Below are 26,385 nucleotides of genomic sequence, written 5' to 3'. Positions count from 1 at the left end.
GGGGCGCCGTCCCGGCAGGGGCGGCGCCCTTTTCGCGACCGGCGCCCCGACGCTACCCGAAGGTGGCGAGCAGGTCGTCCACTTGGGCGGCGTCCAGCACCCGCAGGCCCGGCCGCCCACGCAGCATGAGCGCGAGGCGCGCCGCCTCCTCCAGTTCCTCCGCCGCCCACACCGCGTCGTCGAGCGTCTTCCCGCTCACCACCGGCCCGTGGTTGCCGAGCAGCATGGCGCGCGCGCCCTTCGCCGCATCGGCGATGGCCGGCTCCATCGCCGGGTCGCCCGGCCGCGAGTAGGGCAGCACCGGCAGGCGCCGGCCGACGCGCATGACGAAGTAGGGCGTCAGCGGCGGGATCGGCGGCGCCGGGTCGCCCGGCACGGCGAGGCAGGAGATGGCCGTGGCGTGGGTCGAGTGCAGGTGGACCACCGCCCCCGCCTCCGGCCGCGACCCGAGCACGGCGCGGTGCATGAACACCTCCTTGGACGGAGGGTCGCCGGAGACGTGCCGCCAGGAGGCGTCGAGCTTGCTGATCCGCCCCGGGTCGAGCCGGCCGAGGCAGGAGTTGGTCGGCGTCATCAGCACGGCGCCATCGGGCAGGCGGACGCTGATGTTGCCGGCGCTGCCGACGCAGTAGCCGCGGCCGTAGAGCAGGCGGCCGTGGGCGCAGATCGCATCCCGCAGTTCGGATTCGGCGCTCATGCTTCGAAAGCCTTCAGGAAGAAGTCGCGGGCGCCGAAGTTGCCGGACTTCAGCGCCAGGTGCAGGCCGGCCGGCTCGGCGTAGGTCCACGGCACGCCGGGGTCGATCTCCGGCCCGATGCGCAAGGAGCGCACGCCGAGCCGCGCCACCACGGCGCCCGAGGTCTCGCCCCCCGCCGCCACCATGCGCCGCACCCCGCGCGCCACCAGCCCCTCCGCGATCCCCGCCATCGCCTCTTCCACGAGGGCGCCCGCCGCCTCGCGCCCGAGCTTGGCTTGCAGCTCCGCCACGCGGTCGGGCGGCGCGGACGCGGCGATGACGATGGGCTCCGCGCCCAGCCTGTCCGCCGCCCAGTCCAGCGCCTGCCGGACAAGCTCCGCCGCGTCCGGCGTGGCCAGCGCGTCCAGCTCCAAGGTCGGCGCGTGGTCCCGCGCCAGCCCGATCTGGCCGAGCGTCGCGCGCGAGCAGGATCCCGCCAGCACCGCCGCGTGCCCTTCCATCGGCGGCAGCGCCGCGGCGGAGTCGCCGCGCTCCGGCAGCGAGCCGTCGCGCCGGAAGTTGGCCGGCAGTCCCATCGCCACGCCGGAGCCGCCCGTGATCAGCGCCTGCCCCGCGGCGGCCTCGCCGATCGCCAGGAGGTGGGCGTCGGTCAGCGCGTCCACGACCGCGTAGCGCCGCCCGCCCTCCTTCAGCCCGGTCATGGCGCGGCGGATGGCGGCGGCGCCGGCCTCCACCGTGGCGAAGGGCACCAGCCCCACCGCCCCGTCCGTCTGCCGCCCGAGCACGCGCACCAGGTTGGCGTCGCGCATGGGCGTCAGCGGGTGGTTCTCCATGCCGCTTTCGCTGAGCAGGGCGGGACCGACGAAGAGGTGTCCCTGGTACACGGTGCGGCCGTTGGTCGGGAAGGCGGGGTTCGCCAGGGCGAAGCCGCATCCCAGCCGCCGCACCAGCGCGTCCGCCACCGGGCCGATGTTGCCCGCCTCCGTGCTGTCGAAGGTCGAGCAGTACTTGAAGAAGATCTGACGGGCGCCCGCCGCCAGCAACGCTTCGCAGGCGGCGAGGCTCTCCGCCACCGCGACCGCCGGCGGCGCGGTGCGCGACTTCAGCGCCACCACCACCGCGTCCGCCTCAGGCAAGGGGCCTCCGGGCACGCCGATCACCTGCACCGCGGTCATGCCGCCTTTGACCAGGGTGCTGGCGAGGTCGGTCGCGCCGGTGAAGTCGTCGGCGATGCAGCCGAGCAGGAGCGGCATGTCAGGGGTTCTCCAAAATAGGGGTGCCGTTCTTGCGCAGGTAGCGCGCCCGCCCGTCAGGCCCCGGCTCCACCTTCAGGTCGTCCTCCGGGTAGGCGACGGAGTCCCCCGGCGTGCGGTCCCCGATTTCGAGGTACACGGCGTCGCCCTGGCCGCGGTTGACGAGGTGGTGCGCGTCGCCGGTGCCGGCCGGGAAGCCGGCGCACATGCCAGGGGCGAGCGGCGTCTCGCCGGCGTCCGTCACCAGCACCGGATGGCCTTCCAGCACGAAGACGAACTCGTCCTGCAGGGCGTGGGCGTGGCGGAGCGAGGAAGCGGCGCCGGGCGGGAGCCGCGTCAGGTTCACGCCGAAGTTCTCCAGGCCGAACAGGTCGTCGAGCGGGCGCTTCTCCCGCGCGCCGATCTTGGCGACGAGGTCCGCCGGGTATCGGCTCGGGCGGGCGCGCTCCGACGCTTCGGCGGCGCGGACGGCGATCGGGCGGCGGCGTTCGGGCGGGTGCATCGTGCGCTCCTCCGCGGCCGGTCTAGCATCGCTCCGGCACCGAAGGGGAGGGACGCGCCGTGGAGAAGCGGATCATTAAGGCCGGGGTTCCGGAAACGGGCGGGCCGTTCAACCTCTGCGTCCGGCACGGCGACATGCTCTACGTGTCCGGCCTGCCGCCTTTCGAGGAGGACTACTGCGCGCAACTCCGCGCCGCCCGCGCCCGCGGCGAACCGCCGCCGCCTTTCCCGGACCTGCCCTTCGAGCGGCAGGTCCGCATCGTCATGGACCACCTCAAGGCGCTGGTGGAGGCGGCCGGCTCCAACATGGACTGCCTGCTCAAGGTGATCGTCTGGCTGAAGGACCAGCGGCAGCAGGAGGCGTTCGACCGCATCTACCGCGGCTACTTCTCCTCCGCCGAGGCACTGCCGACGCGCACCCGGATGCAGGCCGGCCGCACGCCCATGGACTGCGCGCTGGAGGTGGAGGCGATCGGCTACGTGCCGCAGCCCCCGGCCGCTACACCGGCAGCCTGAGCCGCGCGCGGAGCCCCCCCAGCGGGCTCTGCTCCAGCATGATGTCGCCGCCGTGCGCCCGGACGATGTCGCGCGCGATGGCGAGGCCGAGGCCGGTGCCGCCCGGGGCACCGCTCTGGAAGGGTCGGAACGCGTCCTCGCGCTCCGCTGCCGGGATGCCCGGCCCGTCGTCGTCCACCGTCACCTGCGCCCAGTACGCCCCTTCGCCGTTGCCGCCCGGGCCGCCCGCCATCGCCGCCCGCGGCACCGCGTCGACGGCGACCGTGATCAGCCGCGCGTGCCGCCGGGCGTTGTCCAGCAGGTTGCCGAGGCACCGCCGCACCGCGTCCGGGCGGAGCGGCATCACCAACGGCCCGTCCGGCGCGCGCACCTCCACCACGGCCCCGGCGCGGCGGGCGTTGGCGGCCGCGTCCTGCACCAGTTCCACCAGATCGGCTGGGCGCGCCTGCTCCGTGCCCTCGCCGCGCGCGAAGGCGAGGTAGGCGGCGACCATCCGCTCCATCTCCTCCACGTCCTGGACCAGCGCCGCGACGTCCTCCTCCGTGTCCGGGTGGCGCGGCAGCATGTCCAACCCCAAACGCATCCGGGTGAGCGGGGTGCGGAGGTCGTGGCTGATGCCGGCCAGCATGTCCGTCCGCTGAGAAACGAAGCGGCGGATGCGCTCGCGCATCAGGTTGAAGGCGGCGGCGGCTTGCCGCGCCTCCGTGGCGCCCTCCGGCTTTATCGCCCCGATGTCGCGGCCCAGGCCGAAGGCCTCGGCCGCGTCGGCCAGCCGCCGAACGGCGCGCACCTGGTTCTTCATGAACAGCACCGCCACCGCCGAAAGCAGCAGCGCCGAGCCCACCAGCCAGATCACGAACAGGTACAGCGTCGCCGTGAACAGCCGCTTGCGCGGCGCTTCCACGTGCAGCACGCCATCGGGCAATTGCACCCGGACGATGACGGAGCGCGGGTCCGTCTGCCAGTCGGTGTCGAAGGGCGCTCGGACGCGCTCGGCCAACGCCCGGTCCAGGTCCTCCTCCAGCGGCAGCAGGGGCAGGCTCGCGGGGCGCGGGCCGCCTTGGATGCGTGCCCCCTCCTCGAAAGCGAGATTGAGGTCCAGCCGCCACGACGCCTCGCGGAAGATCCAGCCGCGGTTCTCCGGCGGCTCCCGCCGGAGCAGCTCCGCCACCATGGCGACGTCGCCGGCCACGCCGCCCGCCAGCCGGCGGGAGATCACGTCGAGGTGCCCGCCGTAGAAGAGCAACAGGGCCACCACCTGCAGCACCAGGATCGGCGCTAGGATGATGAGGATGGAGCGGCCGAGCAGTCCGCGCGGCACCACGGAGCGCGCCGCGCGCGAGACCGTCTTGCCGGGGGCGGAAGCCGCGGCGCTCATCAAGACCCCGGCCGCAGCACGTAGCCGCGGTGGCGGACGGTGTGGAGGAAGCGCGGCTCCCGCGGGTCCGGCTCGATCTTGCGCCGGAGCCGCGTCACTTGGACGTCTATGGCGCGCTCGCCCGCTTCCGGCATCCCGAGCGCGGCCGCGATCTCCTCCCGGCTGAGCACGTCGCCTGGGCGCCGCGCCAGCGCCGCCAGCAGCGCTGCCTCGCCGCCGGTGAGCCGCACCGTGCCCTCCGGCCCGCGCAGTTCCGATCGCTCTGCGTCGAACCAGCGGGCGCCGAGCTGCACCGGCGCCTGCGCCAGCAACGCCGCCGGCGCGGGCGGCGCGGCGCGGCGGAGGATGGTGCGGATGCGCAGCGCCAGCTCGCGCGGGTCGAAGGGCTTGGGCAGGTAGTCGTCGGCGCCGTGCTCGAAGCCGGCGACGCGGTCGTCCGGCGCGCCGCGGGCGGTCAGCATCAGGATCGGCACCTCCTGGCCCTCGCGGCGCAGCGCCTCCGCCAGTTCCAGCCCGCTCTCGCCCGGCATCATCACGTCGAGCACCAAGAGGTCGAAGGACATGGCGGCCAGCGCGGCCCGCGCCGCGGCGGCGTCGGCGGCGGCGGACACGCGGAAGCCCTGCTCGGCCAGGAAGCGTTGCAGCAGGGCGCGCAGCCGCGCGTCGTCGTCCACCACCAGGAGGTGGGCGGCGTCGCCCGCCGGCGGCGGGGTGTGCGGCGGCGATGACGGTGGTGGTCGCGATGCCTCCATGCCCGCCTCCGACCCTGCCTTCAGCCGGCCGCGCGGCCGCCGACCGCCGGGCCGCTGGCGGCCTGGCCGGCGGACGACGCCCTTTCCAGCCGGTCCACTTGCGCCCGCGCGTCCGGTCCCATCAGCCCGCGCATCACGCGGCGGAAGCCATCCACCGCGGCCGGCCCGGCTTCGCGGTAGGCGTGCACAACCCGCTCGCGCTGGCGTTCGAACAGCATCCGCTCCAGCGCCACTCCCTTGGGGGTGAGGGACAGCAGGCGCTGCCGCCGGTCGTTGCGCCCCTCCGACGCCTGCACGAGCCCCCCCTCGACCAAGGGCGTCAGCACCCGGCCCAGGGATTGTTTGGTGACGCCGAGGATGCCGAGCAGGTCGCCCACCGAGATGCCGGGGCTCCGCCCGACGAAGTGCAGCACGCGGTGGTGCGCCCGGCCAAGGCCGAGTTCGGCCAGGATGGCGTCGGCGCCGGCGGTGAAGTCGCGGTAGCCGAAGAACAGCAGGTCCTGCGCCAGCCGCAGCTCTTCCTCGCGGAGGAACAGGAGGGAGCGCCCCGCAGCGGCGCCGGACGCCCCCGCCCGCGCGTCGCCCGCCGCCGGTTCGGCGGACGCGGGCCTCGGGTCCATACGGTCCGGCACGGCTGCCATGGTCGGTCCCTGGATCGGTCAGCATCATTGACACATCCGCGGCTCCGCTTCTAGCGTGCGGCGTCCGCGGGCGGCCGAATTAGCCGCGTCTGGTTCCGGACCACAATTTGGACTCGCCACTCTCGACCGGGAGGTCACGCCCCATGGCCCTGGTGCCCTTCGACGACCGCGACGGCTGGATCTGGTGGGACGGCGAGTTCGTCCCCTGGCGGGAAGCCAAGCTGCACGTCCTGAGCCACGGCCTGCACTACGCCTCGGCGGTGTTCGAGGGCGAGCGGTGCTACTCGGGCAACATCTTCAAGCTCCGCGAGCACACGGAGCGCCTCCTCAACTCCGGCCGCATCCTCGGCTTCGAGATCCCTTGGGCCGCCGAGGAGATCGATGCCGCCTGCGTCGAGACGGTGCGGCGCAATGGGTTGACGGACGCCTACGTGCGCCCGATCGCCTGGCGCGGCTCGGAGGAGATCGGCGTCGCGGCGCAGCTCACCTCCGTCCACCTGGCGATCGCCGTGTGGGAGTGGGGCGCCTACTTCGGCGTGGAGCAGCGGATGAAGGGCGTGCGCCTGTGCATGGCGCCCTGGCGTCGGCCTCACCCCTCCACGGCGCCCACCGCCAGCAAGGCGACCGGACTCTACATGATCGGCACCATGTCCAAGCACGCGGCCATGGACGGGGGCTACGACGACGCTTTGATGCTCGATTGGAAAGGCGACGTGGCCGAGTCCACCGGCGCCAACATCTTCTTCAACATGGGCGGCGAGCTGCACACCCCGACGCCGGTGAACTTCCTCGACGGCATCACCCGCCGCACGGTCATGGGGCTGGCCAAGCAGCACCAGATCAAGGTGGTGGAGCGCACGATCGCCGAGGCCGAGATGAAGGACGCGAGCGAGGTGTTCCTGGCCGGCACCGCCGCGGAGGTTACGCCGGTGCGCGAGATCGCCGGCCACTCCTTCACGCCGGGCAAGGTCACCGAGACCCTGATGCGCGACTACGAGGCGCTGGTCCGCCTGTCGCCGGAGGAGGTCGCCAAGCGCGGCGCCTGACGGCATCCCGCCGCGCGCGAGCGCGTGCAACCGCCCGGAGGCGCGGCGCGTTCCGGCGGCGCGGCGCTTTCGAGCTCGCGCCGCAAGCGAGGGCGATCCGGGCATGGCGGCCATTTCCGATCTGGTGGGTGCTGTCATCAACAAGCCCGTGGCTGCGGCCGCCCGCCTCGCCCGCCGTGCGCTGGAACGCATCCCCTCCCCGGACACGGGAGGGAAGGCGGACGAGCGGCCCCGGAAATCCAAGGGCTGGCGCAAGCATGTCCGCAGGGCGAAGGCCCGCCAAAGGGGCGCCCAGGGCTGAGGTCCGTCGGCGCTCGGTCCGCCCCGGGACCGTGGTCCTTCTCAGGAGCGAAGCGCCGTCCACCGGGCGCCGATGCGCTGCGAACAAGCGGCCCTTAGGGCGCGCTTGGCACCGCGACCACGCGGGCTTCGGTGTCGTCATGCGGGGAACTGCACGGCGCGGCGACTGGGGACGGCTCGCCGCTCAGCCCAGGTTCCGCGCCACGAGGTAGGCGCCGAGCGCCAGCAGGCAGCACTGCACCACCTGCCGGAACCGCGTTTCCGGCAAGCGCCGCCGCAGCCCCCGCCCGGTCGCCATGCCGAGGAAAGTCGGCGCCACCACTGCCACGGAGGCGAGGCCGAGCCCCGGCGGCAACAGGCCCTGCCCGGCCAAGGCCACGGCGAGGCAGGCCGTCGCCACCACCGCGCCGAGGCCGAATCCCTGCACGAACACGTCCGGGGGCAGGCGCAGCGCCGCGAGCCAGGGCGCGGCCGGGGTGATGAAGCTGCCGGTGAGCCCGGCCAGCGCGCCGGAGATTCCGCCCATCACCGGCGATAGCCAGAGCTCGCGCCTGGGCGAAGGCACCGGCCAGCGCGGCCCGAGCAGCGCCGACGACGAGGACACCACCAGCAAGGCCCCGAGCAGCGCGCTCAGCACCTCCGCGTCCGCCTTGGAGATGTTGCCCGCGGCCACCAGCGTCCCGGCCGCCGCCGCCAGCAGGAACCAGCGCAGCCGGCGGAGCGCCGCCCGCAAGGCGCCGCCGGCCAACGCCTGCCAGACGTTGGTGGCGACCGTTGGCAGCAGCATCAGCGCCATCGCCTCCGGCAAGGGCCGGCTCAACGCGAGCAGGCCGAGGCCGACCGTGGGCAAGCCGAACCCCGCCACGCCCTTCACCAGCCCGCCGAGCGCGAAGATCGCGGACACCAGCAAGGCGTCCGCAAGGTCGAAGGCCGCTGGGATCACGGCGCGGCGGTCCCGGCGGGCACAGCCGCCGGCCCGACCCCGGCGCTCGGCCGCCGCAGCCGCTGCCACGCCAGCAGCCCGGCCAGCGGCAGCAGCCAAGCGACGCGCGCGCCGTAGCGGTCGTGCGGCCCGCTGAGCGCGCCCAGCACCGCCGCGTTGGCCAGCACGCCCGCGGCGACGCAGGCCAGGAAGCCGAGCAGCCGCACGTCGCCCCCGGCCCACGCCCGCCACACCGCGAAGGGCAGCGCGACGGCCCCGGCCAGCAACGCGAACGGGTGCAGCCACAGGAACGGCGACGCGGCCGCCGGCAACGCGCCGCGGAACTGGAGCGAAGCGGCGAAGCGCGCGCCCTCCACCGCCGGGAACGCCCGCGCGAGCTCCTCCGCGACCGACACCGCGAGGTGGTCCGGCACCAACGTGTCGCCGACCCGCACGGCGAGCAGCTGCCGGAGCGTGTTCCCGGCGGCCGCGCGCAGCACGCCCCAAGGTTCGCGCGCCAGGGTTTCCCGCAGGATGGCGCCCGCCTCCGGGGCGAGGCTGATCGGCCCGCCGGGCCGTGCCCCGTCCAGCCGCGGCGCCCAGGCCGGCCCGTCCGGCGACCACAGGAATTCGTCCGAATCGGTCGGCAACCGCCCCGCCCAACGGCACATGTGCCAGCCTGCGTCCGGGCAGCGCGCTTCTATCGTGCGCGCCGCCGGCCCGTCGGCCACCAACCGCGCCAAGGCGAACACGGCGCCGTAAGGCGACACCGCGGCCCGGCCCTGGAACGCCGCGTTGGTGGCCACCACCAGCAGGGTCGCCGCCGCGAGCGCCGCCGCGCCGTCGCGCAGCCCCCGCCACCGGCGGAACCCGGCGAGCACCAGCAGCAGTGCGCCCAAGAGCGGCAGGTGCGCCAGGTGCGCCGCGGCCGCCAGCACCGCGACCGACACCAGCGCCGCCCGTTCGAGCGGACGCGGTTCGCCCCAGCCCAGCACCGCCACGGCCAGCACCAACGCGGGCGCCAGCGCGTCCGGCATCAGCAGCGCCGCGAACCAGGGCGCGGCGGTGAAGGCGCAGAGCGCCGCCACCAGCAGCAGGTGCGCGCGCGCCCCGCCGCCGCCCGGTCCCGCCAGCATCCGCCCGGCGAGCCACAGCAACCAGGACAGCAGGACCGTTTGCGCCGCCGCCGCGGGCCACAAGGAGGACCGCCAGTGGAAGGCGTGCAGCAGTGGCCCGTAGACGAACGGCTTGTCCCACACCGGCGGAAACGCGGCGGTTTGGTGCAGAAAGGAAGCGGTATCGACGAAGACGAGAGGATAGCCGTTGAGCCAAGCCGGCCAGAGCAGCATCGCCCCGCCTCCCAGGATGGCGGCGACGGCCCGCGCGGTTCGGTGCCCCATCAGGGCTGCGCGAACAGCTCGATGACGTTGCCCTCGGAGTCGGGCACGCGCAGCACCCGCGGCGCGGCGCCGGCCGGGCCGGGCGCGTCGAGCACGGCGACGCGGGCGGTGAGCATCCGCCGGTGCCACCGGTCCAACTCGTCCGGCGGCACGGGGAAGGCGAGCAGCGCGCCCACCTCCGGCGCCGGCCGGGACTCCTCCGACCGCGGGAACAGCGCGTCGCCGCGCGGGCGGAGCACCAGTTCAAGCTGGCCGATGCGGAACCGCGCCTCGTTGCCGCGCTCGGCGGGGAGGCCGAGGATGCGGGCGTAGAAGTCGCGCTGCCGGCCCAGATCCCGGCAGGCCAGTTCCACGCGCGCGATGGGGCCGAGGTCGAGGCCGTGGCTCAAGCGGCGGGCGCCTCCCCGGTCGCGCGGGCCCAGCGCGCGGCGGCCCGGTCGTCGTCCGCCTTGGCCTCCACCCAGCGCTCCCGTCCGTCCGCGAACTCCTCGCGTTTCCAGAAGGGGGCGCCGGTCTTGAGCCAATCGATCAGGAAGGCGCAGCTCTCCAGCGCCGCCCCCCGATGCGCCGACGCGGTGAGCACCAGCACGATGGGCTCGCCGGGCCGCAAGCGCCCGACGCGATGGATCACGGTGCAGCCCGAAAGCGGCCAGCGCGAACAGGCCTCGGCGGCGATCCCGGCGATCGCCCGCTCCGTCATGCCCGGGTAGTGCTCCAGCGCCAGCGCCGCCAAGCCGTCGTCGGCGCGGCACAGCCCGACAAAGGAGGCGACCCCGCCGACATTCTCGCGCCCGGCGGTCAGCGCCGTGCTCTCCGCGGCGAGGTCGAATGGCGCTTCCTGCACCCGGACGCGGGGCGTGGCGGGGACGGCGCCGGTCATCCGCCCGTCACCGGCGGGAAGAACGCCACCTCGTCGCCGGGCGAAAGGCGCCGGTCGGGCGCGGCGAACTCCTGGTTCACCGCCGCCCGGATGGCGCCGGCGTTCTCGAACGCCGCGGCGTGGCCGGCGCTGCGCCCGGACAGCCAGCGCACCAGCCCGGCGACGTCCGCCACCTCCGGCGGGGGGGAAACCCGCTCTTCCGCGACGCCGACCTTCTGCCGCACCCAAGCGAAGTAGAGCACCTGCACGGCGGCGCTACCTCGGCGTCGGGAAGGTCTGCGGCAGGCCGCCGGAGGGGACGACGGTGGTGGTGTTGCCGTCGCGGTGGATCACCCCGCCGCCGCCGCCGGGCGTTGTGAAGCTCTGGATGCGGTCGGTGCCGCCGCCCGTCACGACGGGGCCGCCCGGCGTGAGCACCACTTGGCCGTCCGAACGGCGCGGCGGGGGCGAGTAGGCGCCTGGCGGGACCGGCAGCACCTGCACCCGGTCCGGCTCCGGCTGTTCCAGGAGCGGCGGTGGCGGCGAGGACGCGCCGCGGCGGCGGGGCGGCGGCCCGCGATCCGCCGGCGCCGCATCGGCGCGCGGCTGGACCAACGGGCCGCCGGGGCGCTCGTCGATCGGCAGGTCCCGGGGGCTCCTCCCTTCGCCGGGGCGCCAGGGCGGGACGCCGCGGAGGGCGGCGTCGGGATTGGCCAGGGTCGCGCGCGGCGCTTCCTCCGCCGGCCACACGTTGCCGGGGTCCACCTGGAGGCGCTCGTCGACCGGCAGGCCCTCGGCGCCGCGGATGCGCCGGACGGTGTAGCTGTCCGCCAGCGCGACCGTCCGGGTGTCGCTCCACGGCAGTAGAAAGGGCGCGCCGAACCCGGCGTCGGCTTCGCTGGTGAGGGCCGGGTTGACCCAACTGCAACCGCCTAAGGCCGCCACGGAGACCAGGAGCGCCGTCCCCTGTCCGAGTTTCCGCCGCATGATCAACTCCTGCCGCCCGGTCAGGTCGGGCTTCAACCCTGAGGATGGGCCGTTGCCGCCGCCGCCTCAAGGGCGGAGCGGTTCCGGGTCGCGCTTGGCCGGCGGCGGTGGCTCGCGCGCCGCGGCGTCGTGCTCGGCGGCGTGGCGCAGCCCGGCTGTCAGGTAATCCCAGCCGGTTACGAGGGTGAGCGCGGCCGCCGCCCAGAGCATCGCTTCGCCGATCAGGGACACGGGGAGGAACGAGAGGTGCAGGGCCATCGCCGCCGTGTCGCCGGCCAGCAGGGTGCCGAGCGCGCCCATCTGGAGCCCGGTCTTCCACTTGGCGAGCCTGGTCACAGGCAGGCCGACGCGGATGCCAGCCAAGTACTCTCGGAGGCCGGACACCAGGATCTCGCGCAGCAGCACCACGATGGCGGGGTAGAGCGCGGCGTCCGACAAGCGCCCCATGCCCGCCAGCAGCATAAGCGCCGCGCCGACCAGCAGCTTGTCCGCGATTGGGTCGAGCATCCGGCCGAAGCCGCTCACCGTGCGCCGCTCGCGGGCGATCTTGCCATCGAAATAATCGGTGATCGCGGCGGCCGAGAACACGACGCACGCGAAAACGTCGCCCCACGGGTGCCGCAAGGCGACCAACGCCACCAGCAACGGGATGGCGGCGATGCGCGAAAGGGTCAGGAGATTGGGCAGGTCGGTGGGCATGTCTGGATGGCGATCGGCGCTCCCGGCTCCCTTGGACCCGATTTCGGCCCGCTCCGCACCAACTTTTTGCGCCGCGGTCAGGTCTCCGGCGCCTCTCCGCCCGCCGTCCCCGCTGCGGTGGGGACGATGTCGCGGACGGACTTCGGCGCCGCCGGGCTTGTCAGCGCCGCCGCGCCGCGCAGGGTGTCGTGAGGGCCGGCGTCGGGGTGGAAGTGCCCGTAAACGCGGCGTGCGACGGCGGGGCCGACGCCGGGCGCGTTCTCCAGGTCCTCGAAGGACGCGTTGCGCACGCCGCGCGCGGAGCCGAAATGGTTCAGCAGCCGCCGCTTGAGGGCGGTGCCGACGCCGGGGATGTCGTCCAACTCGCTCCGGGTGAGCGCCTTGGAGCGGCCGGCGCGGTGGGTGGTGATGGCGAACCGGTGCGCCTCGTCGCGCAGCCGCTGCAAGTAATAGAGCACGGGGTCGCGCGGCGGGAGCTGGAACGGCGCCCGGCCGTTCTGGTGGAACCATTCCCGTCCGGCGTCCCGGTCCGGCCCCTTGGCGACGGCGACCAGCGGCACGTCGTGGACGCCGATCTCGGACAGCACCTCCCGCGCCGCGTTGAGTTGGCCGACGCCGCCGTCGATCAGCACCAGGTCGGGCCAGGAGCCGCTCTCGCGCTCGGGGTCCTCTTTCAGCGCGCGGCCGAAACGGCGCTCGAACACCTCGCGCATCATGGCGAAGTCGTCCCCCGGCTTGATGTCGCCGCGGATGGAGAACTTGCGGTAGGCGTTCTTCAGGAAGCCCGACGGCCCGGCCGCCACCATCACGCCGTAGGCGTTGGCGCCTTGGATGTGGCTGTTGTCGTAGACCTCGATCCGCTCCGGCGCCGCCGGCAGGTCGAACAAGCGCGCGACGCCCTGGAGCAGCGCCTCCTGCGCCGTGCCCTCCGCCATGCGGCGTTCCAGCGCCTCGCGGGCGTTGGTCGCCGCGTGCTGCACCGCGGCGCGCTTGTCGCCCCGCTGCGGTCGGTGGATCTGCACGCGCCGCCCGGCCTTGATCGTCAGCGCCTCGGCCAGCAGGCCGCAATCCGGCGGTTCGTGGCTGGTGAGGACGAGGGGGGGCGGCGGCAGATCGTCGTAGAGCTGGGCCAGGAAGGCGCCCAAAACCTGTTCGGGCGTGTCCTGATCCTTGGTGTGGCTCAGGAAGAACGGCCGGTTGCCGTTGTTGCGGCCGCCGCGGAAGAAGAACACCTGCACGCAGGTCTGCCCGGCGAGCTGGTGCAGCGCCACCACGTCGGCGTCGCCGATCCCTTCCATGTTGATGCGGTCTCGGCCCTGCACGTGGGTCAGGCCGCGGATTCGATCGCGCAGCGCGGCGGCGCGCTCGAACTCCAGGCGCTCGGCCGCCTCTTCCATCTCGCGGGCGAGGTTCTTCTGGATGGAGGGCGTCTCGCCCGAAAGGAATTGCTTCGCCTGCCGCACCAGGTCGGCGTAATCCTCCTTGCCGATCCGCTCCACGCATGGGCCGGAGCAGCGGCGGATCTGGTAAAGCAGGCAAGGGCGGTCGCGGCTGTCGAACACCGTGTCCCGGCAGGAGCGCAGCAGGAACACCCGCTGCAAGGCGGTGAGCGTCTGGTTCACCGCCCACGTGGAGGCGAACGGCCCCCAATAGCTCGCGCCTTTGCGCCGCTCGCCCCGGTGCTTGGTGATCTGCGGGTAGGGGTGGTCTTCCGTCAGCACCAGCCAAGGATACGACTTGTCGTCGCGGAGGACGATGTTGTAGCGCGGCCGCAACCGCTTGATGAGGTTCGCCTCCAGCAGCAGCGCCTCGGCTTCGCTGCCGGTGGTGATGACCTCGAACTGCCGCGTTTCGTGGACCATGCGCCGGAGCCGCTCCGGCAGCCGCGAAAGCTGGGTGTAGGCCGCGACGCGCCGCTTCAGCGCCCGCGCCTTGCCGACGTAGAGGGCGTCGCCCTTGGCGTCGAGCATCCGGTACACGCCCGGCGACAAGGGCAGGGTGGCCAGCGCCGTTTCGATGACCTGGAGGCCCTGCATCGGCGGCGGACCGGGGGCATCCATCTCGGCGTCGGTCATGCCGTGCGATTAGGGGTGCGCCGGAATGCACCGCAAGGCGGGGTTCTCCACCGATCCTGTGGAAAACTCTGTGGATGGATGGCGGTGACCGGGGCGGGTGTCGTGCGGCTGTAAGCGCCCTGTCGCCTTGCCCGCAAAAGAGGCAGCGGGGCAAGCGATACGATTTCAAAGCCGTACGGGATCGCGCTAATGTTGGCGGACCATTTTCAAACTTCCTGGCTAGCACCCGAACGCGTGTTCACCGATTTGTGACAACGGTGGACAAGTCGTGTAACGGAACCGCCTCAGTCGCGTACGCGCTCGACGGTGACGCCGACCGCGGCCGCTTCCGGAAAGGCGTCGGGCTTCTCGACCGAGACCCGCGCCCGCACCACCCGCCGGTCCGCCAGGGCCGCCAGGGCGATCTTTTCGGCCAGGGTTTCTACGAGCAGCGTGTGGCCCTCGGCCACTATGGACCGGGCCGCGGCCACCACCGAGCCGTAATCCACCGTCCGCTGCAGGTCGTCCTCGCCCGCCCCGGAAGGCGCGGCCTCGTCGCGCACCGCCAATTCGACCCCCACCACCACGCGCTGCGGCGCCGCCTTTTCATGCGGGTGGACGCCGAGCAGCGCCCTCAACTCCAGCCCGCGCACGAACACGACGCGGAGGCCGGCGGCGGCATCGGGCGTCATGGTCATTCCGGCAGGGCGCCCGACGCGCCCGAGGCGGGGGACCATTGCAGGTGCTGCCCGCCGTCGAGCGCGATCATCTGGCCCGTCATCGCCGGCAGGGCGAGGATGCACAGCACCGCGCGCGCCACCTCCTCCGGGCCGGTGCCGCGGCCGAGCGGGACCGAGGCGCACTGCCGCGCGAACTGCTCGGCGCTCTGCCGCGGGCTCGGCAGGGCGGGGCCGGGGCCGACGCCGTTCACCCGGATGCGCGGGGCCAGCGCCAGGGCGAACTGCTGGGTCAGCGACCACAACCCCGCCTTGGACAAGGTGTAGGACATGAAGTGCGGCGTCGGCGACCACACCCGCTGGTCCAGCATGTTGACGACGACGCCCTCCGCATCGACGGGCAGCGCCCGCGCGAAGGCCTGGGTCAGCGCGAAGGGGGCGCGCAGGTTCGGCTCCATGTGCCGGTCCCAGCTCCCGCGCGTGGCGTCGTCCCATTCGTCGCGCTCGAAGACGCTGGCGTTGTTGACCAGCACGCCGATCGACCGCCCGCCCAGCGCCGCCACGGCGCCCGGCAGCAACGCCGCCACCTCGGCCTCTTGCGACAGGTCGGCGCGCACCACGGCGGCGCGGCGGCCGAGCGCGCGCGCCGCTGCCGCCGTGTCTTCCGCTTCGGCGGCGCTGGAGCCGCAATGCACCGCGACGTCGAAGCCCGCCCCCGCCAGCGCGAGGCAGATGGCGCGCCCGAGGCGCTTCGCGCCGCCGGTGACGAGCGCCGCGCGTGGAATCGAGGCCGGGATGGCGTCCGCGAGCGGCGCGGCGGGCGTCAGCATTGCGGCCCTGTAGGCGGCCGCGCCCCCGGCGGCAAGCGCCGCGCCGGTTCCGGCCCGCGGCCCCTTGCCCTAGGCTTGCGCCGGCGCCGCGAGGCGCGTCGCCGCGCAAAGGCCGCCGCCTGCCCCGTCATGGAGCCTTCCCGATTGGACCTCGTCACCACCGCCCAGCTCCGCGCGCTGGGCAACCGCGTCGCGGCCGAGGGCGCCATGCGCGCCCGCTGCATGGTCGTGCCCGTGGACCCGACCACTGCGCTCTGCCGCGTGCTCGGCCAATACAAGATGTACGTGGACCTGCGCGACACCGGCTTCGTGCCGCACCTCATGTTCGAAGGGTACTGGGAGTACTGGATCACCGAGTTCGTGTGGCGCAACGTCCGGCCCGGGGAGGTGGCGCTCGATCTCGGCGCCAACCACGGCTACTACACCCTGCTGCTGGCCGACCTGGTGGGGCCGCGCGGCAAGGTCCACGCCTTCGAGCCCAACCCCCGCCTGGCCGAACTGCTGGAGCGGAACATCGCGCTGAACGGCTTCTGGCACGTCGCCGAAGCGCGGGCGGAGGCGGTGTGCGACCGGAACGGCGACACGGCGCGGCTGATGGTGCCCCTGCGCGACCCCAAGAACGCGCACCTGGTGAGCCCCGACCTCGACATCCCGCCCGACCTCGACCGGGGGCGCTTCGCCCTGCACGAGGTGCTGATGGTGACGCTGGACGAGGCTGTCCCCGGCCGGGCGGACTTCCTGAAGATCGACGTCGAGGGTGCGGAGGAGGCGGTGTGGCGCGGCATGCAGCGCCTGATCGCGCGCAGCCCGGGCATCAAGATCCTGATGGAGTTCAACCCGCGCCGCTGCGAAGACCCCCGCCGCATGCTGGCCGAAATGGCGGCCCTCTTCCCGCTGCGCGAGGTCAACTTCGACGGGCGCACGGCGCCCTGCTCGCCGGGCGGCCTGCTGGCGCGCGGCGAGGAGACGATGCTGTACCTCTCCAAAGCCAATCCCGCCTGAACCGGGCGCCAGCCGCCGCGCCTCAATCCAAGCGGCGGAAGCGCAGCCCGCCGACCCGGAAGCGCCAACCCGGGGCGAGCGGCCCGCCGGGGCTGCGAACGACGGTTTCCAGCATCCCGGTGTCCCGCGGGTTGCGGAAGGTGATCGGGAAGGCCCAGGGCCAGCTCGCCCCCGCCGGCGCCGGCTCGATGCCGTTCTGCGCCAGCACCGCCGGGGGCATCCCCTTGGTCACGCTGAGCATCAGGCCGGGGGGCGGCTCCTGCGTCCCCGGCGGCGGATCGGCGGAGATCTCCAACTCCACCGACCAGCGGCCCCGCGGGATCGTGACGTAAGGCCCGTAAACCAGCGTGCGCTGCTCGCCGTCCGTGACGAAGGCCATCTCGTCGCCATGGTGCTCGGCGCGGTAGTGGCTGCGGAGCCGGTCGGCACCGACGCCGAACTCGCGTTCGGTGCTGTGGAACAGGCGCGCCCGGTACAGGCCCGCCTCGGCGAGCATGGCGGGTTCGGGCGCCGGCGGCCGGGCCGGGTCCGCGCGCGGCGGCAGCGGGCCGAGCACGGCCTCCACGGCGGAGCGCACCGCGCCGACGTACAGGTCGAGGTGGCGCGCCAGCCAAGCGGCGCGGGTGGCGTCGTCCTGCGCGGGGCGCGCGCCGCCGCCCACCGCGGCCAAGCCCTTGCGGAGGTCGTCCTCCTTCCGCAGGGGCAGCACCCGGAAGGAGGCCCCGAAATCCTCGCCGATCAGCGCCCGGCGGTCGAGGCCGAGCAGCGTCACGTCCAGGCCGAGCGCCCAGGCGGGCAAGGCGCTGTGCACCCGCACGGACAGCAGCCGCTCGTGCGCTGCGAGCGCCGCCACCAGCTCGTCGGCGTCCTCGAAGGCGACGTGCGGGATGCCGAGGTCGGCCAGCATCTCGCAATCCTCCTCGTCGTGCGCGACGAAGAGGGCGTCCGGGCGCGCTTCGCGGAGGCGCTCGTAGAAGCCGTGCACGTCGCCGGCGACGCTGTTCCACATGCCGACCCCGCCGTTCAGCACCGACACCAGGGGGCGCGCGTGCCGCAGCAGCGGCCTGGGCTGGAACAAGGCCGAGAAGAAGCCGGGGCAGGGCAGGGGCAGCGCCGGCACGCCGACGCCGCGCAGCGCCGCGGTGGCGGCCAGGTCGCGGGTGGTGCAGAGGTGGAAGCCGGCGTACCGGGCATAGGTCGCCGCCACGGGCGCCTCCCGCACCGACTGGGCGAAGGCGGCGTCGCGGCCGGCGCGGTCCGCGCCGAAGTCGTCCACGTAGACGGCGCCGGCGCCGAGGTTGAGGCGCACGGGCACGGGCGCGTCCGCCGCCTCAGCGGCGCGGCGGACCGGGGCCACGACGGGCTGCATCTTCGCTATCTGCGGCGTGCCGCAGACGACCAGCACGTCGGTGTCGTCGGGCACGGGATCCTTGGAGGCCAGGTTGACCTCCCGCGCCTCGTGCGGCCCGAGGGCGCACAGCATGATGTTGCGCACGCCCAGATGGATGATGCGGTCGCCGACATTCTGCCGCCGCCCGCTCGATCGGCCCGGCAGCGTCATGTAGGTGACCTTCAGGTCCATAGCCGGTGCCCTCCCATGCCCGGAGCGCGCACGCGGCGCGCGGTCCGGGCGGGAAGGCCAGGACGCGGGACCGGTTCGGCGGCGGGGCGGAGGAGGTGCCACGACTCCGGGACGCGCTCAACCGGCGCCGCAGGAAAAGGCCCGGCCGTTGTGGGCCCGGCGATCCGCGCCCCGCGTTCCTCCGCCCGGGGCGATCGCGCGCTAGCGCTTCCGCCCGCCGCCGCCGGCGCGCCGCCGCTTCTCCGGCTCGTAGCCGCCGCCCCCGGGGCCGAGCGGCTTCGGCTTCCAATCGCCCTTCGGCCTGGCCCCGACCTGCCGGGGCGCCTCCGCCTGCAACGACCGCCCGGCGAGGTTCGGCGCCAGCCCGAGGTCCATCGCCTCCAGCCGCTTGATCTCGTCGCGCAGCCGCGCCGCCTCCTCGAACTCCAGGTCGGCCGCCGCGGCGCGCATCCGCTTCTCCAACTCGGCGATGGAGGCGCGCAGATCCTTGCCGACGAACTCGGCGGCCGAGTCGCCCTCCACCGCCTCCACCGTGACGTAGTCCTGCTCGTAGACGCTCTGGAGCACGTCGGCGATCTGGCGCTTGATGGTCTGCGGCGTGATGCCGTGCTCGGCGTTCCACGCCTGCTGCTTGGCGCGGCGCCGCTCCGTCTCCTCGATGGCGCGGCGCAGGCTGTCCGTCATGCGGTCGGCGTAGAGCAGCACGCGTCCCTCGGCGTTGCGCGCGGCGCGGCCGATGGTCTGCACCAGCGAGGTGAAGGAGCGCAGGAAGCCCTCCTTGTCCGCGTCCAGGATCGCCACCAGCACGCATTCGGGGATGTCGAGCCCCTCGCGCAGCAGGTTGATGCCCACCAGCACGTCGAACGCGCCGCGGCGCAGGTCGCGGATGATCTCGATGCGCTCCAGGGTGTCCACGTCGGAGTGCAGGTAGCGGACCTTGATGCCCGCCTCGGTCATGTACTCCGTCAGGTCCTCGGCCATGCGCTTGGTGAGCGTGGTCACCAGCACACGCCCGCCGCGCTGGATCGCCTCGCGGCACTCGGCCAGCAGGTCGTCCACCTGGCCCTCCACGGGCCGGACCTCCGTGACCGGGTCGATCAGCCCGGTCGGGCGGATCACCTGCTCGGCGAAGGTGCCGCCGGTGCGCTCCAGCTCCCACGGTCCGGGCGTGGCGCTGACGAAGACGGTGTTCGGCCGGTACGCCTCCCACTCCTCGAACTTCAGCGGCCGGTTGTCGGTGCAGGAGGGCAGGCGGAAGCCGTGCTCGTTCAGCACCGTCTTCCGCGCGTAGTCGCCGCGGTACATGCCGCCGATCTGCGGCACGGTGACGTGGCTCTCGTCCACCACCAGCAGCGCGTTCTCCGGCAGGTACTCGAACAGCGTCGGCGGCGGCTCGCCGGGCTTCCGGCCGGTGAGGTAGCGGCTGTAGTTCTCGATGCCCTTGCAGGAGCCGGTGGTCTCCAGCATCTCGATGTCGAATTGCGTGCGCTGCCCGAGCCGCTGCGCCTCCAGCAGCCTGCCTTCCGCCTCCAGCTCCTTGAGCCGCTCCTGCAACTCCGCCTTGATGCTCTTGATCGCCTGCTGGAGCGTCGGCCGCGGCGTGACGTAGTGGCTGTTCGCGTAAACGGAGACGCGCTCCAGCTCCTGCGTGACCTCGCCGGTCAGCGGGTCGAACTCGCGGATGCCGTCCACCTCGTCGCCGAACAGGCTCACGCGCCAAGCCCGGTCCTCCAGGTGCGCCGGCCAGATGTCCACCGTCTCGCCGCGGATGCGGAAGGTGCCGCGCGCGAAGAAGCTGTCGTTGCGCCGGTACTGCTGCTCGACCAGGCCGCGCACCAGCGTGTCGCGCTCGATCCGCCCGCCGCGCTCCAGCCGGACCACCATGCGCGAATAGGTGTCCACCGAGCCGATGCCGTAGATGCACGACACCGACGCCACGATGATGACGTCGCCCCGCTCCAGCAGCGCCTGCGTGGCGGAGTGGCGCATCCGGTCGATTTGCTCGTTGATCTGCGCGTCTTTTTCTATGTAGGTGTCCGTGCGCGGGACGTAGGCCTCCGGCTGGTAGTAGTCGTAGTAGGAAACGAAGTACTCCACCGCGTTCTCCGGGAAGAACGCCTTCATCTCGCCGTAGAGCTGCGCCGCCAGGGTCTTGTTCGGGGCGAGCACGAGCGTCGGGCGCTGCAACGCCTCGATCACCTTGGCCATGGTGAAGGTCTTGCCCGAGCCGGTGACGCCGAGCAGCACTTGGTCCCGCTCCCCGCCTTGCAAGCCGGCCACGAGGTCGCGGATGGCCGTCGGCTGGTCACCGTTCGGTTCGAAGGGGGAAACCACCTGGAGGCTCCGCGCCGGCGGCGGCGACGGCCGCCGGGGCGGGAAGAACTGGACGGGCGTTATCTGGTTCATCGCGCTCCCCCATATGGGAGCCGGAACCCCGCCAGTCGAGTTGGCGGGGTCGGCCCGGCGCCGGTGTGGCGGCCGGGCCGGGCCCGATCCTACCGCCGCCTGCTGCTGCTGAGGAGGCTCGTGATGACGAAGGTGGCCGCGACGGCGATGCCGATCGCCACCAAGGGCCGCGAACGGGTCGCGTCGCGTATCTGGTGGGCGAGGTCGTAGGCCAGTTCCCGGCCTTCGTCCGCGTATTCGCGCGCGTATCCGCCGACGGTGCGGGCCGCTTCCCTGGGCGAAGAGCCCAGGTTGCGCTCCACGACGTCCTCCATCTGCGACCACAGCCGGCGCAGCTCGCCGCGGGCGTCGTCGCCCCGGTCGCGCACGCGGCGCCGGGCGTGGTCGCCGTACTCCTCCGCCGTGTCGCGCGCCCGGTCGGCCGTGTCGCGCACGCGGCGCCCGGCGTCGCGCCCGTAGTCCTCGGCCGTGTCGCGCGCCTCGTAGACGCGGCGCGCGAGCCCCGACAGGAATCCGTCCGCCATGGCATCATCTCCCTCGTTGCAACTCGCGGCCTCAACGGGCGGCACGGCGATCGGTTCGCCGGCGGACTCCGCGGCGGTCGCGGTGGTCGGCGCCGGGCCGGCCGGGCTGATGGCCGCGGAGACGATGGCGCGCGCCGGCCTCGCCGTCACGGTGTTCGATCGCATGCCCTCGCCCGCCCGCAAGCTGCTGATCGCCGGGCGCGGCGGGCTGAACCTCACCCATTCCGAACCGCTGCCGGCCTTCCTGTCCCGCTACGGCGGAGCGGCGGAGCGGTTGCGCCCGGTGGTCGAGTCCTTCCCGCCCGAGGCCCTGGTGGCGTGGTGCGAAGCCCTGGGCCAGCCGACCTTCGTGGGCTCCAGCGGCCGCGTCTTCCCGCGGGCGATGAAGGCGTCGCCGCTCCTGCGCGCTTGGCTGAACCGCTTGGCGGCGCTCGGCGTCGCCCTCCGCCCGCGCCACCGCTGGACGGGCCTGGACGCCGATGGCGCCCTCCGCTTCGACACGCCGGATGGCCCGGCTTCGTTCCGCTCCGCCGCCACGGTGCTGGCGCTCGGCGGCGCGTCCTGGCCGCGGCTCGGCTCGGACGGCGCGTGGCCGGCGCTGCTGCCGGACGCCGCGGTCGCGCCCTTCCGCCCATCCAATTGCGGCTTCCGCTGCGCCTGGTCCGACACCTTCCGCCGCCGCTTCGAAGGCGCGCCGCTGAAGCGCATCGCCCTGGAATTCCGTGGCCGGCGGCAGCGCGGCGAAGCGGTCGTCACCGCGACTGGCATCGAAGGCGGCGCCGTCTACGCCCTGTCCGCGCCCTTGCGCAACGCCATCGAAGCCGAGGGCGCCGCGACGGCGCGGCTCGACCTGCGCCCGGACCTCGCCCCTGATGCGCTGGCCCGCCGCCTGGACGGACCGCGCGGCTCCCTGTCGCTGTCCAACCACCTCCGCCGCGCCGCCGGCCTGCCGCCGGTCGCCGTCGGGCTGGTGCAAGAAGCCCTCCACAATGGCCGCCACGACCAGCCGCTTTCCCGGTTGGTCAAGGCACTGCCCCTCCGACTCACCGCACCCGAGCCGATCGCCGGCGCCATCTCCTCCGCCGGCGGCCTGCGCTGGGGCGAGGTGGACGAGCGGTTCATGCTGCGCTCCCGCCCCGGCGTTTTCGCCGCGGGCGAGATGCTGGATTGGGAAGCCCCGACCGGCGGCTACCTCCTGCAAGCCTGCTTCGCCACCGGCGCGGCCGCGGGGCAGGGGGCGGTGGAATGGCTGCGGGAGGAACAGGGGCGAGCCTGCTTATCGACCGCGCCGCGCCTGGGCAGCCGCCCCGCATCCCAGGGGCTTGGATGAAGCAACGGTTCCCGGCCCGGAGCGGCGTACCCGGGCAGCGGCGGCGCGCTCGACCGGGCCGGCCGGCGCTCGCCCCGGGCGATGACGCCGAGGGGGTGAGCCGCCGCGCCCATCCCGGCTTGGCCGAGGTCAGGCCGGAACGGGTCTAGACCCGGCCGCGCCGCATCGCCGAACTCACCAGCGCCGCGGCGAGCCCCGCCGCCGCCGCGTCCTCCGCCAGCCCCCGCGCCCAGCCCCCATCGGAGAGCGGCTCGCCACCCCGCGCCCCACGGCCCAGCAGGGTGCCCGCGACAGCCCCGGCCATCCCGGCCAAGGCGCCGTCCGTCTCCGACGCACCGCGCCCGGCCAGCGCCGCGCCACCGGCCGCGCCGAGCGCGAGGCGCACCAGGAACGACGGCACGATGCGGCGGTCGGGCGCGAACGGCATCTTGTCGCCGGCCATCTCGGCCAGGGCCGCCGCCGTGAGGAGGCCGCGCGGCCCGGGGCCGGCCGGGATCAGCGCGGTCCGCGTCCGCCCGAGCGAGGCGGCCCAGCTCAGCGCGGCGCCGGCCGTCATGCTGCGCAGCCCGGCCACGAAGCCGATGCCGAACGATGCCCAAAGCCCTTCCATCACGCCTCCCGCCCGCGCCGCGCGGCCGGTTCCCCGCGCATGGCGAGAAGAAAGGCCGGCGGCCACCGCGGTTCCGCCCGCACGACCACCGGAACGGCGCGGCGGCAGCGGTCAGGACCGAACCGCCGCCCGAGGAAGCGGAGCGCGGCGGCGTCCACCGGCGCGGGCGCGGCCCGACGCCTGCCCGCCGGGCGCGCTCGCCCCGGCGCCCGCTTCCCAACCCGGCTCACCCCGTTTCGGACCGGGTCGCCACCTCCAGAACGCAGCGCGGCGAGCGGGCCTCCCGCGGAGCGAACGCCGCCCTACCGCCGCGGCAGCGCCAACGCCAAGGTCTGCGCCAAGGCCGCGCGGGCGAAGGCGGGACCGCTCAGGAGCAAGCCGCTCAACGGCCCGCGCACCAGCGTCCGCATCCGCCCGAGGGCGCCCAGCGCCGCCCGCGCCACGTCCGCGGGGTCCTCGGCGCCCGGCAGATTGCCGCCGCCGAAGCCGGACCGCGCCGCGAAGCGCGTGCGGGTCGCCGTCGGGCACAGCGCCAGCACGTCCACCGGCTCCCCGGCCAGCTCCGCCGCGAGCGCTTCCGTCAAGGACAGGTCGAAGGCCTTGCTGGCGGCGTAGGCGGCCAAGCGCGGCACCGGCACGAAACCCGCGTTGCTGGACACCACGATCAGGCCCGCCCGCCGCCGCGCCGCCTTGGCGCGATCCAGCATCCCGGGCAGCAGCCGCCGCGTCAGCACCACCGGCGCCATGACGTTGACGGCCACCGTCTGGCGCAACGACTCCTCGCTCGCCTGGAGGAAGTCGCCGAAGGGCCCGACGCCGGCGTTGGCGATCAGCAGGTCCACACCGAACGCCTCCGCCCGCGCCGACACCGCGTCGAGCCCCGCGTCCGTCGCCAGATCGGCCGCCACCGTCTCCACCCGGCGCCCGGCCGCGGGGAGTTCCGCCTCCAGCCGGTCCAGCTTCGCCGCGTCGCGCCCGGTGAGCAGCAGGTCCGTCCGCGCGGGTAGGGCGCGGGCGAAGGCCTCGCCGATGCCGCTGGTGGCGCCAGTGACGAGGGCTGTGTGGTGGGGTGCGCCGGTGGTGGTTCGGGTCATGCCCTCCATCTGGCGCGCCCGCCGCGCCGGGCAAGCGCGCGGATCACCGTCCACGGCCGCCGGCGCCGTCGTCGTCCTCCGGATACGCCCGCCCAGGCCGCGCCCGGTAGGGCGGCAGGGACCAGCCTCGCAGCAGCGCCGCCCCCCGGATGCCGAAGGCCACCGCCACCCCGGCCGCCACCGCCGCGCCGCGCCCGGCGCCGCCCGCCACGCGCAGCAACACGAAGGCCGCCGCCCCGGCACCGGCCGCCGTCAGGTAGATCTCCCGGCGGAGGATCAGCGGCACCTCGTCGCAGATCACGTCGCGCACGATGCCGCCGAAGCAGGCCGAAACCACGCCCAGCAGCGCCGCGGCCCAAGGGTCGGCGCCGGAGATCAGCGCCAGTTCCGCGCCGGTGACGGCGAACAGCGCCAGCCCGACCGCGTCCGCCCACAGCAAGGCGCGGAACCGGCTCTCGACCAAGTGCGCCGTGAAGAACACCAGCAGCGCCGCCGCGGCGCACACCGCCAGCGGCTCCGGCGCCCGCAGCCACAGCACCGGCGTCCGCCCGAGCAGCAGGTCCCGCAAGGTGCCGCCGCCGAGGCCGGTCACGGCGGCCACCACCACGAAGCCGACCGCGTCCATCCGCTTCCGCGACGCCACCAGCGCCCCGGAGGCGGCGAACACGGCGATGCCCGCGAGGTCGAGCCAGCGCAGGAATTGGTCGAGCGCGGACAACCCTACTCGGCCGGCGCCACCGCCGGGGCCCGCGCCCGCCGCCCCGCCCGCGCCTCGCCTTCCGCCCCGCCGGCGCAGAGCAAGGAGAGGCCGAGCAACCCGGCCACCACCGGCAGCACCAGATGCGGGTAGCCGAAGTCGATCAGCAGCCCGAGCGGCACCGGCGTGATGGCCGAGCCGAGCGGCAGCCCGGCGGAGACGAAGCCGAACACCTTGCCGACCTCGCCCGGCGGCGAAGCGTCCCGCAGCATCACGTCGCGCGGCGTCCGCGAGGTGCCGAGCGCCAGCCCCGCCAACACCGCGACGGCGGAGAGCAGCGCGTCCGGCAGCGCCACCAGCCCCGGCAGCAGCAGCAGCGCCATGGCCCCGAGCGTCAACAGCACCACCGCGCCGAACAGGCCGCCGTGCCGCATCCGGTCGGCCATCCAACCGCCGACCAGCGTGCCCGCCGTGGCGCCCACCATGTACCCGGTGAGCGCCGAGGACGCGACCAGCACCGGCGTCCCCCAGAGCTTGCCGAGCACCGTCACCAGCCAAGCCTGCACGCCGGACCCGGCCATGGAGGACAGGAGGAAGAAGGCGAAGAACAGCAGCATCGGCCGGCTCAGCAGCAGCGCCCGCCCGGTCGGCCCCGTCTCTTGCTTCCGGGCCTTCGGCTGGTCGTGCAGCACCCGGCTCTGCAACAAGATCGCGCCCACCACCGGCACCCCGAGCAGTCCCACGAGCAACAGCGCCGCGCGCCAGTCCATGAAGTGGAGCATCAGGGCTATGGTCGGCGGCGCCAGGGCGAAGCCGAGGTTGCCGGTGAAGGTGTGCAGCGCGAAGGCGCGGCCCATGAAGCCCTTGTCGATGCTGCCCGCGAGGATGGCGTAGTCCGCCGGGTGGATGACGCTGTTTCCCACCCCCGAAAGGACGGCGAGCACCAGGATCATCCAGAACCCCGGCGCCAGCCCCATCGCTGCGACGGACAGCGCCATCAGAAGCGTGCCGCCGACCAGGAAGGGCCGCGCCCCGTACCGATCCACCCAGAACCCCACCGGCGTCTGCAAGGCTGCCGTGGTACCGCTCATCAACGCCACCACGAGGCCGAGCGCCGCATAGGACACCCCGAATTCGTCGCGCCAGGACAGGAACAACGGCGGCAGGCACAGCATGTAGAAGTGGCTAAGGAAATGCCCGGTGCCGATCAGGGCGCAGATACGGATGTCGCGGCCCCGGCCGTGCGCGGTGGCCGCGGAGGTCTGGTCGGCATGCATCCGGAGAAGCTGCGTCCAGAGAGCCCTTCCGTCAACGCGCGCGACGGGGGTGGGCGCGCCGCGCCGCGGACGGCTCGGGGCAGGCGCCACGGCATCACCGGCCATCGAGACCGACCGGCGGTTCGCTTCAGACGCGAGACGGCCGATCGCTGAGGGCGCATGGCCCGATCACGTCTCGGACAATGGCCTGGGGCTCGGGAAACGTAGCCCCTTGAATGGACAGGTCCGCCAGGGTACCGCCGCCCGCCCCTAGCGCGGGGCAGGCACCGTCCGACACGTGCGGCCGCGGCATAAATGTGCACGGGAACGCTCCGGGCGGGGACGTGTTGAGGTTGAAGACAAAAGGGTCTC

Annotated in this window: 28 protein-coding genes; 5 read left to right on the top strand and 23 right to left on the bottom strand. The window is 74.0% G+C overall.

From position 1 onward, the window contains the following. Nucleotides 1-52 precede the first annotated feature (52 nt). From otnC to ABD067_RS00670, 3 genes are read right to left on the bottom strand one after another with little or no spacing between them, the layout of a single operon-like run. Entirely contained in the window at nt 53-697 is a 645-nt protein-coding gene (gene otnC, locus ABD067_RS00680) for a 3-oxo-tetronate 4-phosphate decarboxylase (protein WP_343893201.1), read from the bottom strand. Further along, nucleotides 694-1,950, bottom strand: a complete 1,257-nt coding sequence (gene otnK, locus ABD067_RS00675) for a 3-oxo-tetronate kinase (protein WP_343893200.1) — start codon at nt 1,948-1,950, stop codon at nt 694-696. Before otnK ends, otnC begins: the two co-directional genes overlap by 4 nt. Before the next feature lies 1 nt (nt 1,951). Beyond that, complete coding sequence (locus ABD067_RS00670) at nt 1,952-2,452, bottom strand: cupin domain-containing protein (protein WP_343893199.1); 501 nt, start codon at nt 2,450-2,452, stop codon at nt 1,952-1,954. Nucleotides 2,453-2,511: 59 nt separating this feature from the next. Here ABD067_RS00670 and ABD067_RS00665 point away from each other — a divergent pair, with 59 nt between their 5' ends. Then, a complete protein-coding gene (locus ABD067_RS00665; protein ID WP_343893198.1) occupies nt 2,512-2,967 on the top strand; it encodes a RidA family protein in 456 nt (151 codons plus the stop codon). Here ABD067_RS00665 and ABD067_RS00660 read toward each other — a convergent pair. From ABD067_RS00660 to ABD067_RS00650, 3 genes are read right to left on the bottom strand one after another with little or no spacing between them, the layout of a single operon-like run. Beyond that, nucleotides 2,951-4,345: an ATP-binding protein gene (locus ABD067_RS00660; protein ID WP_343893197.1), complete on the bottom strand. Its 1,395-nt coding sequence runs from the start codon at nt 4,343-4,345 to the stop codon at nt 2,951-2,953. The two genes, ABD067_RS00665 and ABD067_RS00660, sit on opposite strands and share 17 nt — an antisense overlap. Beyond that, nucleotides 4,345-5,097 (bottom strand): response regulator, encoded by a 753-nt coding sequence (locus ABD067_RS00655; protein ID WP_343893196.1) that lies wholly within the window; start codon nt 5,095-5,097, stop codon nt 4,345-4,347. The genes ABD067_RS00660 and ABD067_RS00655 overlap by 1 nt, the downstream gene beginning before the upstream one ends. 20 nt (nt 5,098-5,117) lie before the next feature. Next, nucleotides 5,118-5,738, bottom strand: a complete 621-nt coding sequence (locus tag ABD067_RS00650; RefSeq protein ID WP_343893195.1) for a MarR family winged helix-turn-helix transcriptional regulator — start codon at nt 5,736-5,738, stop codon at nt 5,118-5,120. A 143-nt stretch (nt 5,739-5,881) separates the two neighbouring features. On the opposite strand from ABD067_RS00650, the gene ABD067_RS00645 reads away from it, so the two are divergent. Then, on the top strand, nt 5,882-6,784 hold the full coding sequence (locus ABD067_RS00645; RefSeq protein ID WP_343893194.1) for a branched-chain amino acid aminotransferase: 903 nt from the start codon (nt 5,882-5,884) through the stop codon (nt 6,782-6,784). Between the two features lie 103 nt (nt 6,785-6,887). Beyond that, complete coding sequence (locus tag ABD067_RS00640) at nt 6,888-7,085, top strand: hypothetical protein (RefSeq protein WP_343893193.1); 198 nt, start codon at nt 6,888-6,890, stop codon at nt 7,083-7,085. A 183-nt stretch (nt 7,086-7,268) separates the two neighbouring features. Here the strand turns inward: ABD067_RS00640 and ABD067_RS00635 are convergent, their stop codons facing one another. The 10 genes from ABD067_RS00635 to ABD067_RS00590 form a co-directional block, all read right to left on the bottom strand. After that, nucleotides 7,269-8,027 (bottom strand): sulfite exporter TauE/SafE family protein, encoded by a 759-nt coding sequence (locus ABD067_RS00635; RefSeq protein WP_343893192.1) that lies wholly within the window; start codon nt 8,025-8,027, stop codon nt 7,269-7,271. Beyond that, on the bottom strand, nt 8,024-9,406 hold the full coding sequence (locus tag ABD067_RS00630) for a hypothetical protein (RefSeq protein WP_343893191.1): 1,383 nt from the start codon (nt 9,404-9,406) through the stop codon (nt 8,024-8,026). The genes ABD067_RS00635 and ABD067_RS00630 overlap by 4 nt, the downstream gene beginning before the upstream one ends. After that, a complete protein-coding gene (locus ABD067_RS00625; protein ID WP_343893190.1) occupies nt 9,406-9,795 on the bottom strand; it encodes a VOC family protein in 390 nt (129 codons plus the stop codon). Before ABD067_RS00625 ends, ABD067_RS00630 begins: the two co-directional genes overlap by 1 nt. Continuing rightward, a complete protein-coding gene (locus tag ABD067_RS00620) occupies nt 9,792-10,286 on the bottom strand; it encodes a molybdenum cofactor biosynthesis protein MoaE (RefSeq protein ID WP_343893189.1) in 495 nt (164 codons plus the stop codon). Before ABD067_RS00620 ends, ABD067_RS00625 begins: the two co-directional genes overlap by 4 nt. Continuing rightward, nucleotides 10,283-10,534: a molybdopterin converting factor subunit 1 gene (moaD, locus tag ABD067_RS00615; RefSeq protein WP_343893188.1), complete on the bottom strand. Its 252-nt coding sequence runs from the start codon at nt 10,532-10,534 to the stop codon at nt 10,283-10,285. The genes ABD067_RS00620 and moaD overlap by 4 nt, the downstream gene beginning before the upstream one ends. 7 nt (nt 10,535-10,541) lie before the next feature. Next, nucleotides 10,542-11,252: a hypothetical protein gene (locus ABD067_RS00610; protein ID WP_343893187.1), complete on the bottom strand. Its 711-nt coding sequence runs from the start codon at nt 11,250-11,252 to the stop codon at nt 10,542-10,544. Between the two features lie 66 nt (nt 11,253-11,318). Next, nucleotides 11,319-11,951 (bottom strand): CDP-diacylglycerol--glycerol-3-phosphate 3-phosphatidyltransferase, encoded by a 633-nt coding sequence (pgsA, locus tag ABD067_RS00605; RefSeq protein ID WP_343893186.1) that lies wholly within the window; start codon nt 11,949-11,951, stop codon nt 11,319-11,321. Between the two features lie 77 nt (nt 11,952-12,028). Next, entirely contained in the window at nt 12,029-14,026 is a 1,998-nt protein-coding gene (gene uvrC, locus ABD067_RS00600) for an excinuclease ABC subunit UvrC (RefSeq protein ID WP_343893185.1), read from the bottom strand. 284 nt (nt 14,027-14,310) lie between these two features. After that, nucleotides 14,311-14,697, bottom strand: a complete 387-nt coding sequence (folB, locus tag ABD067_RS00595) for a dihydroneopterin aldolase (protein WP_343893184.1) — start codon at nt 14,695-14,697, stop codon at nt 14,311-14,313. A gap of 2 nt (nt 14,698-14,699) precedes the next feature. Then, on the bottom strand, nt 14,700-15,512 hold the full coding sequence (locus ABD067_RS00590) for an SDR family oxidoreductase (RefSeq protein WP_343893183.1): 813 nt from the start codon (nt 15,510-15,512) through the stop codon (nt 14,700-14,702). 144 nt (nt 15,513-15,656) lie between these two features. Here ABD067_RS00590 and ABD067_RS00585 point away from each other — a divergent pair, with 144 nt between their 5' ends. Next, complete coding sequence (locus tag ABD067_RS00585) at nt 15,657-16,514, top strand: FkbM family methyltransferase (protein WP_343893182.1); 858 nt, start codon at nt 15,657-15,659, stop codon at nt 16,512-16,514. Nucleotides 16,515-16,536: 22 nt separating this feature from the next. Here the strand turns inward: ABD067_RS00585 and ABD067_RS00580 are convergent, their stop codons facing one another. The 3 genes from ABD067_RS00580 to ABD067_RS00570 form a co-directional block, all read right to left on the bottom strand. Then, nucleotides 16,537-18,096 (bottom strand): hypothetical protein, encoded by a 1,560-nt coding sequence (locus ABD067_RS00580; protein ID WP_343893181.1) that lies wholly within the window; start codon nt 18,094-18,096, stop codon nt 16,537-16,539. Between the two features lie 201 nt (nt 18,097-18,297). Beyond that, nucleotides 18,298-20,502 carry an excinuclease ABC subunit UvrB gene (gene uvrB, locus ABD067_RS00575; RefSeq protein ID WP_343893180.1) on the bottom strand — a complete coding sequence of 735 codons (2,205 nt, stop codon included), beginning with the start codon at nt 20,500-20,502 and terminating at the stop codon, nt 18,298-18,300. Between the two features lie 89 nt (nt 20,503-20,591). Then, entirely contained in the window at nt 20,592-21,026 is a 435-nt protein-coding gene (locus tag ABD067_RS00570) for a hypothetical protein (RefSeq protein WP_343893179.1), read from the bottom strand. Between ABD067_RS00570 and ABD067_RS00565 the strand changes: the two genes are divergently transcribed. Continuing rightward, complete coding sequence (locus tag ABD067_RS00565) at nt 21,025-22,356, top strand: BaiN/RdsA family NAD(P)/FAD-dependent oxidoreductase (RefSeq protein ID WP_343893178.1); 1,332 nt, start codon at nt 21,025-21,027, stop codon at nt 22,354-22,356. The two genes, ABD067_RS00570 and ABD067_RS00565, sit on opposite strands and share 2 nt — an antisense overlap. A 145-nt stretch (nt 22,357-22,501) precedes the next feature. Here the strand turns inward: ABD067_RS00565 and ABD067_RS00560 are convergent, their stop codons facing one another. The 4 genes from ABD067_RS00560 to ABD067_RS00545 form a co-directional block, all read right to left on the bottom strand. Then, nucleotides 22,502-22,966, bottom strand: a complete 465-nt coding sequence (locus ABD067_RS00560; protein WP_343893177.1) for a hypothetical protein — start codon at nt 22,964-22,966, stop codon at nt 22,502-22,504. A gap of 302 nt (nt 22,967-23,268) precedes the next feature. Beyond that, nucleotides 23,269-24,060: an SDR family NAD(P)-dependent oxidoreductase gene (locus tag ABD067_RS00555; RefSeq protein ID WP_343893176.1), complete on the bottom strand. Its 792-nt coding sequence runs from the start codon at nt 24,058-24,060 to the stop codon at nt 23,269-23,271. Nucleotides 24,061-24,103: 43 nt separating this feature from the next. Continuing rightward, a complete protein-coding gene (locus tag ABD067_RS00550; RefSeq protein ID WP_343893175.1) occupies nt 24,104-24,778 on the bottom strand; it encodes a trimeric intracellular cation channel family protein in 675 nt (224 codons plus the stop codon). A 2-nt stretch (nt 24,779-24,780) separates the two neighbouring features. Next, nucleotides 24,781-26,034 (bottom strand): MFS transporter, encoded by a 1,254-nt coding sequence (locus tag ABD067_RS00545; protein WP_343893174.1) that lies wholly within the window; start codon nt 26,032-26,034, stop codon nt 24,781-24,783. Nucleotides 26,035-26,385 lie beyond the last annotated feature (351 nt).

It is taken from the genome of Craurococcus roseus, assembly GCF_039523795.1.
GTDB lineage: Bacteria > Pseudomonadota > Alphaproteobacteria > Acetobacterales > Acetobacteraceae > Craurococcus > Craurococcus roseus.
Note: the sequence above shows the minus strand (reverse complement) of the source record. Positions and strands in the feature narration are given on the sequence as shown.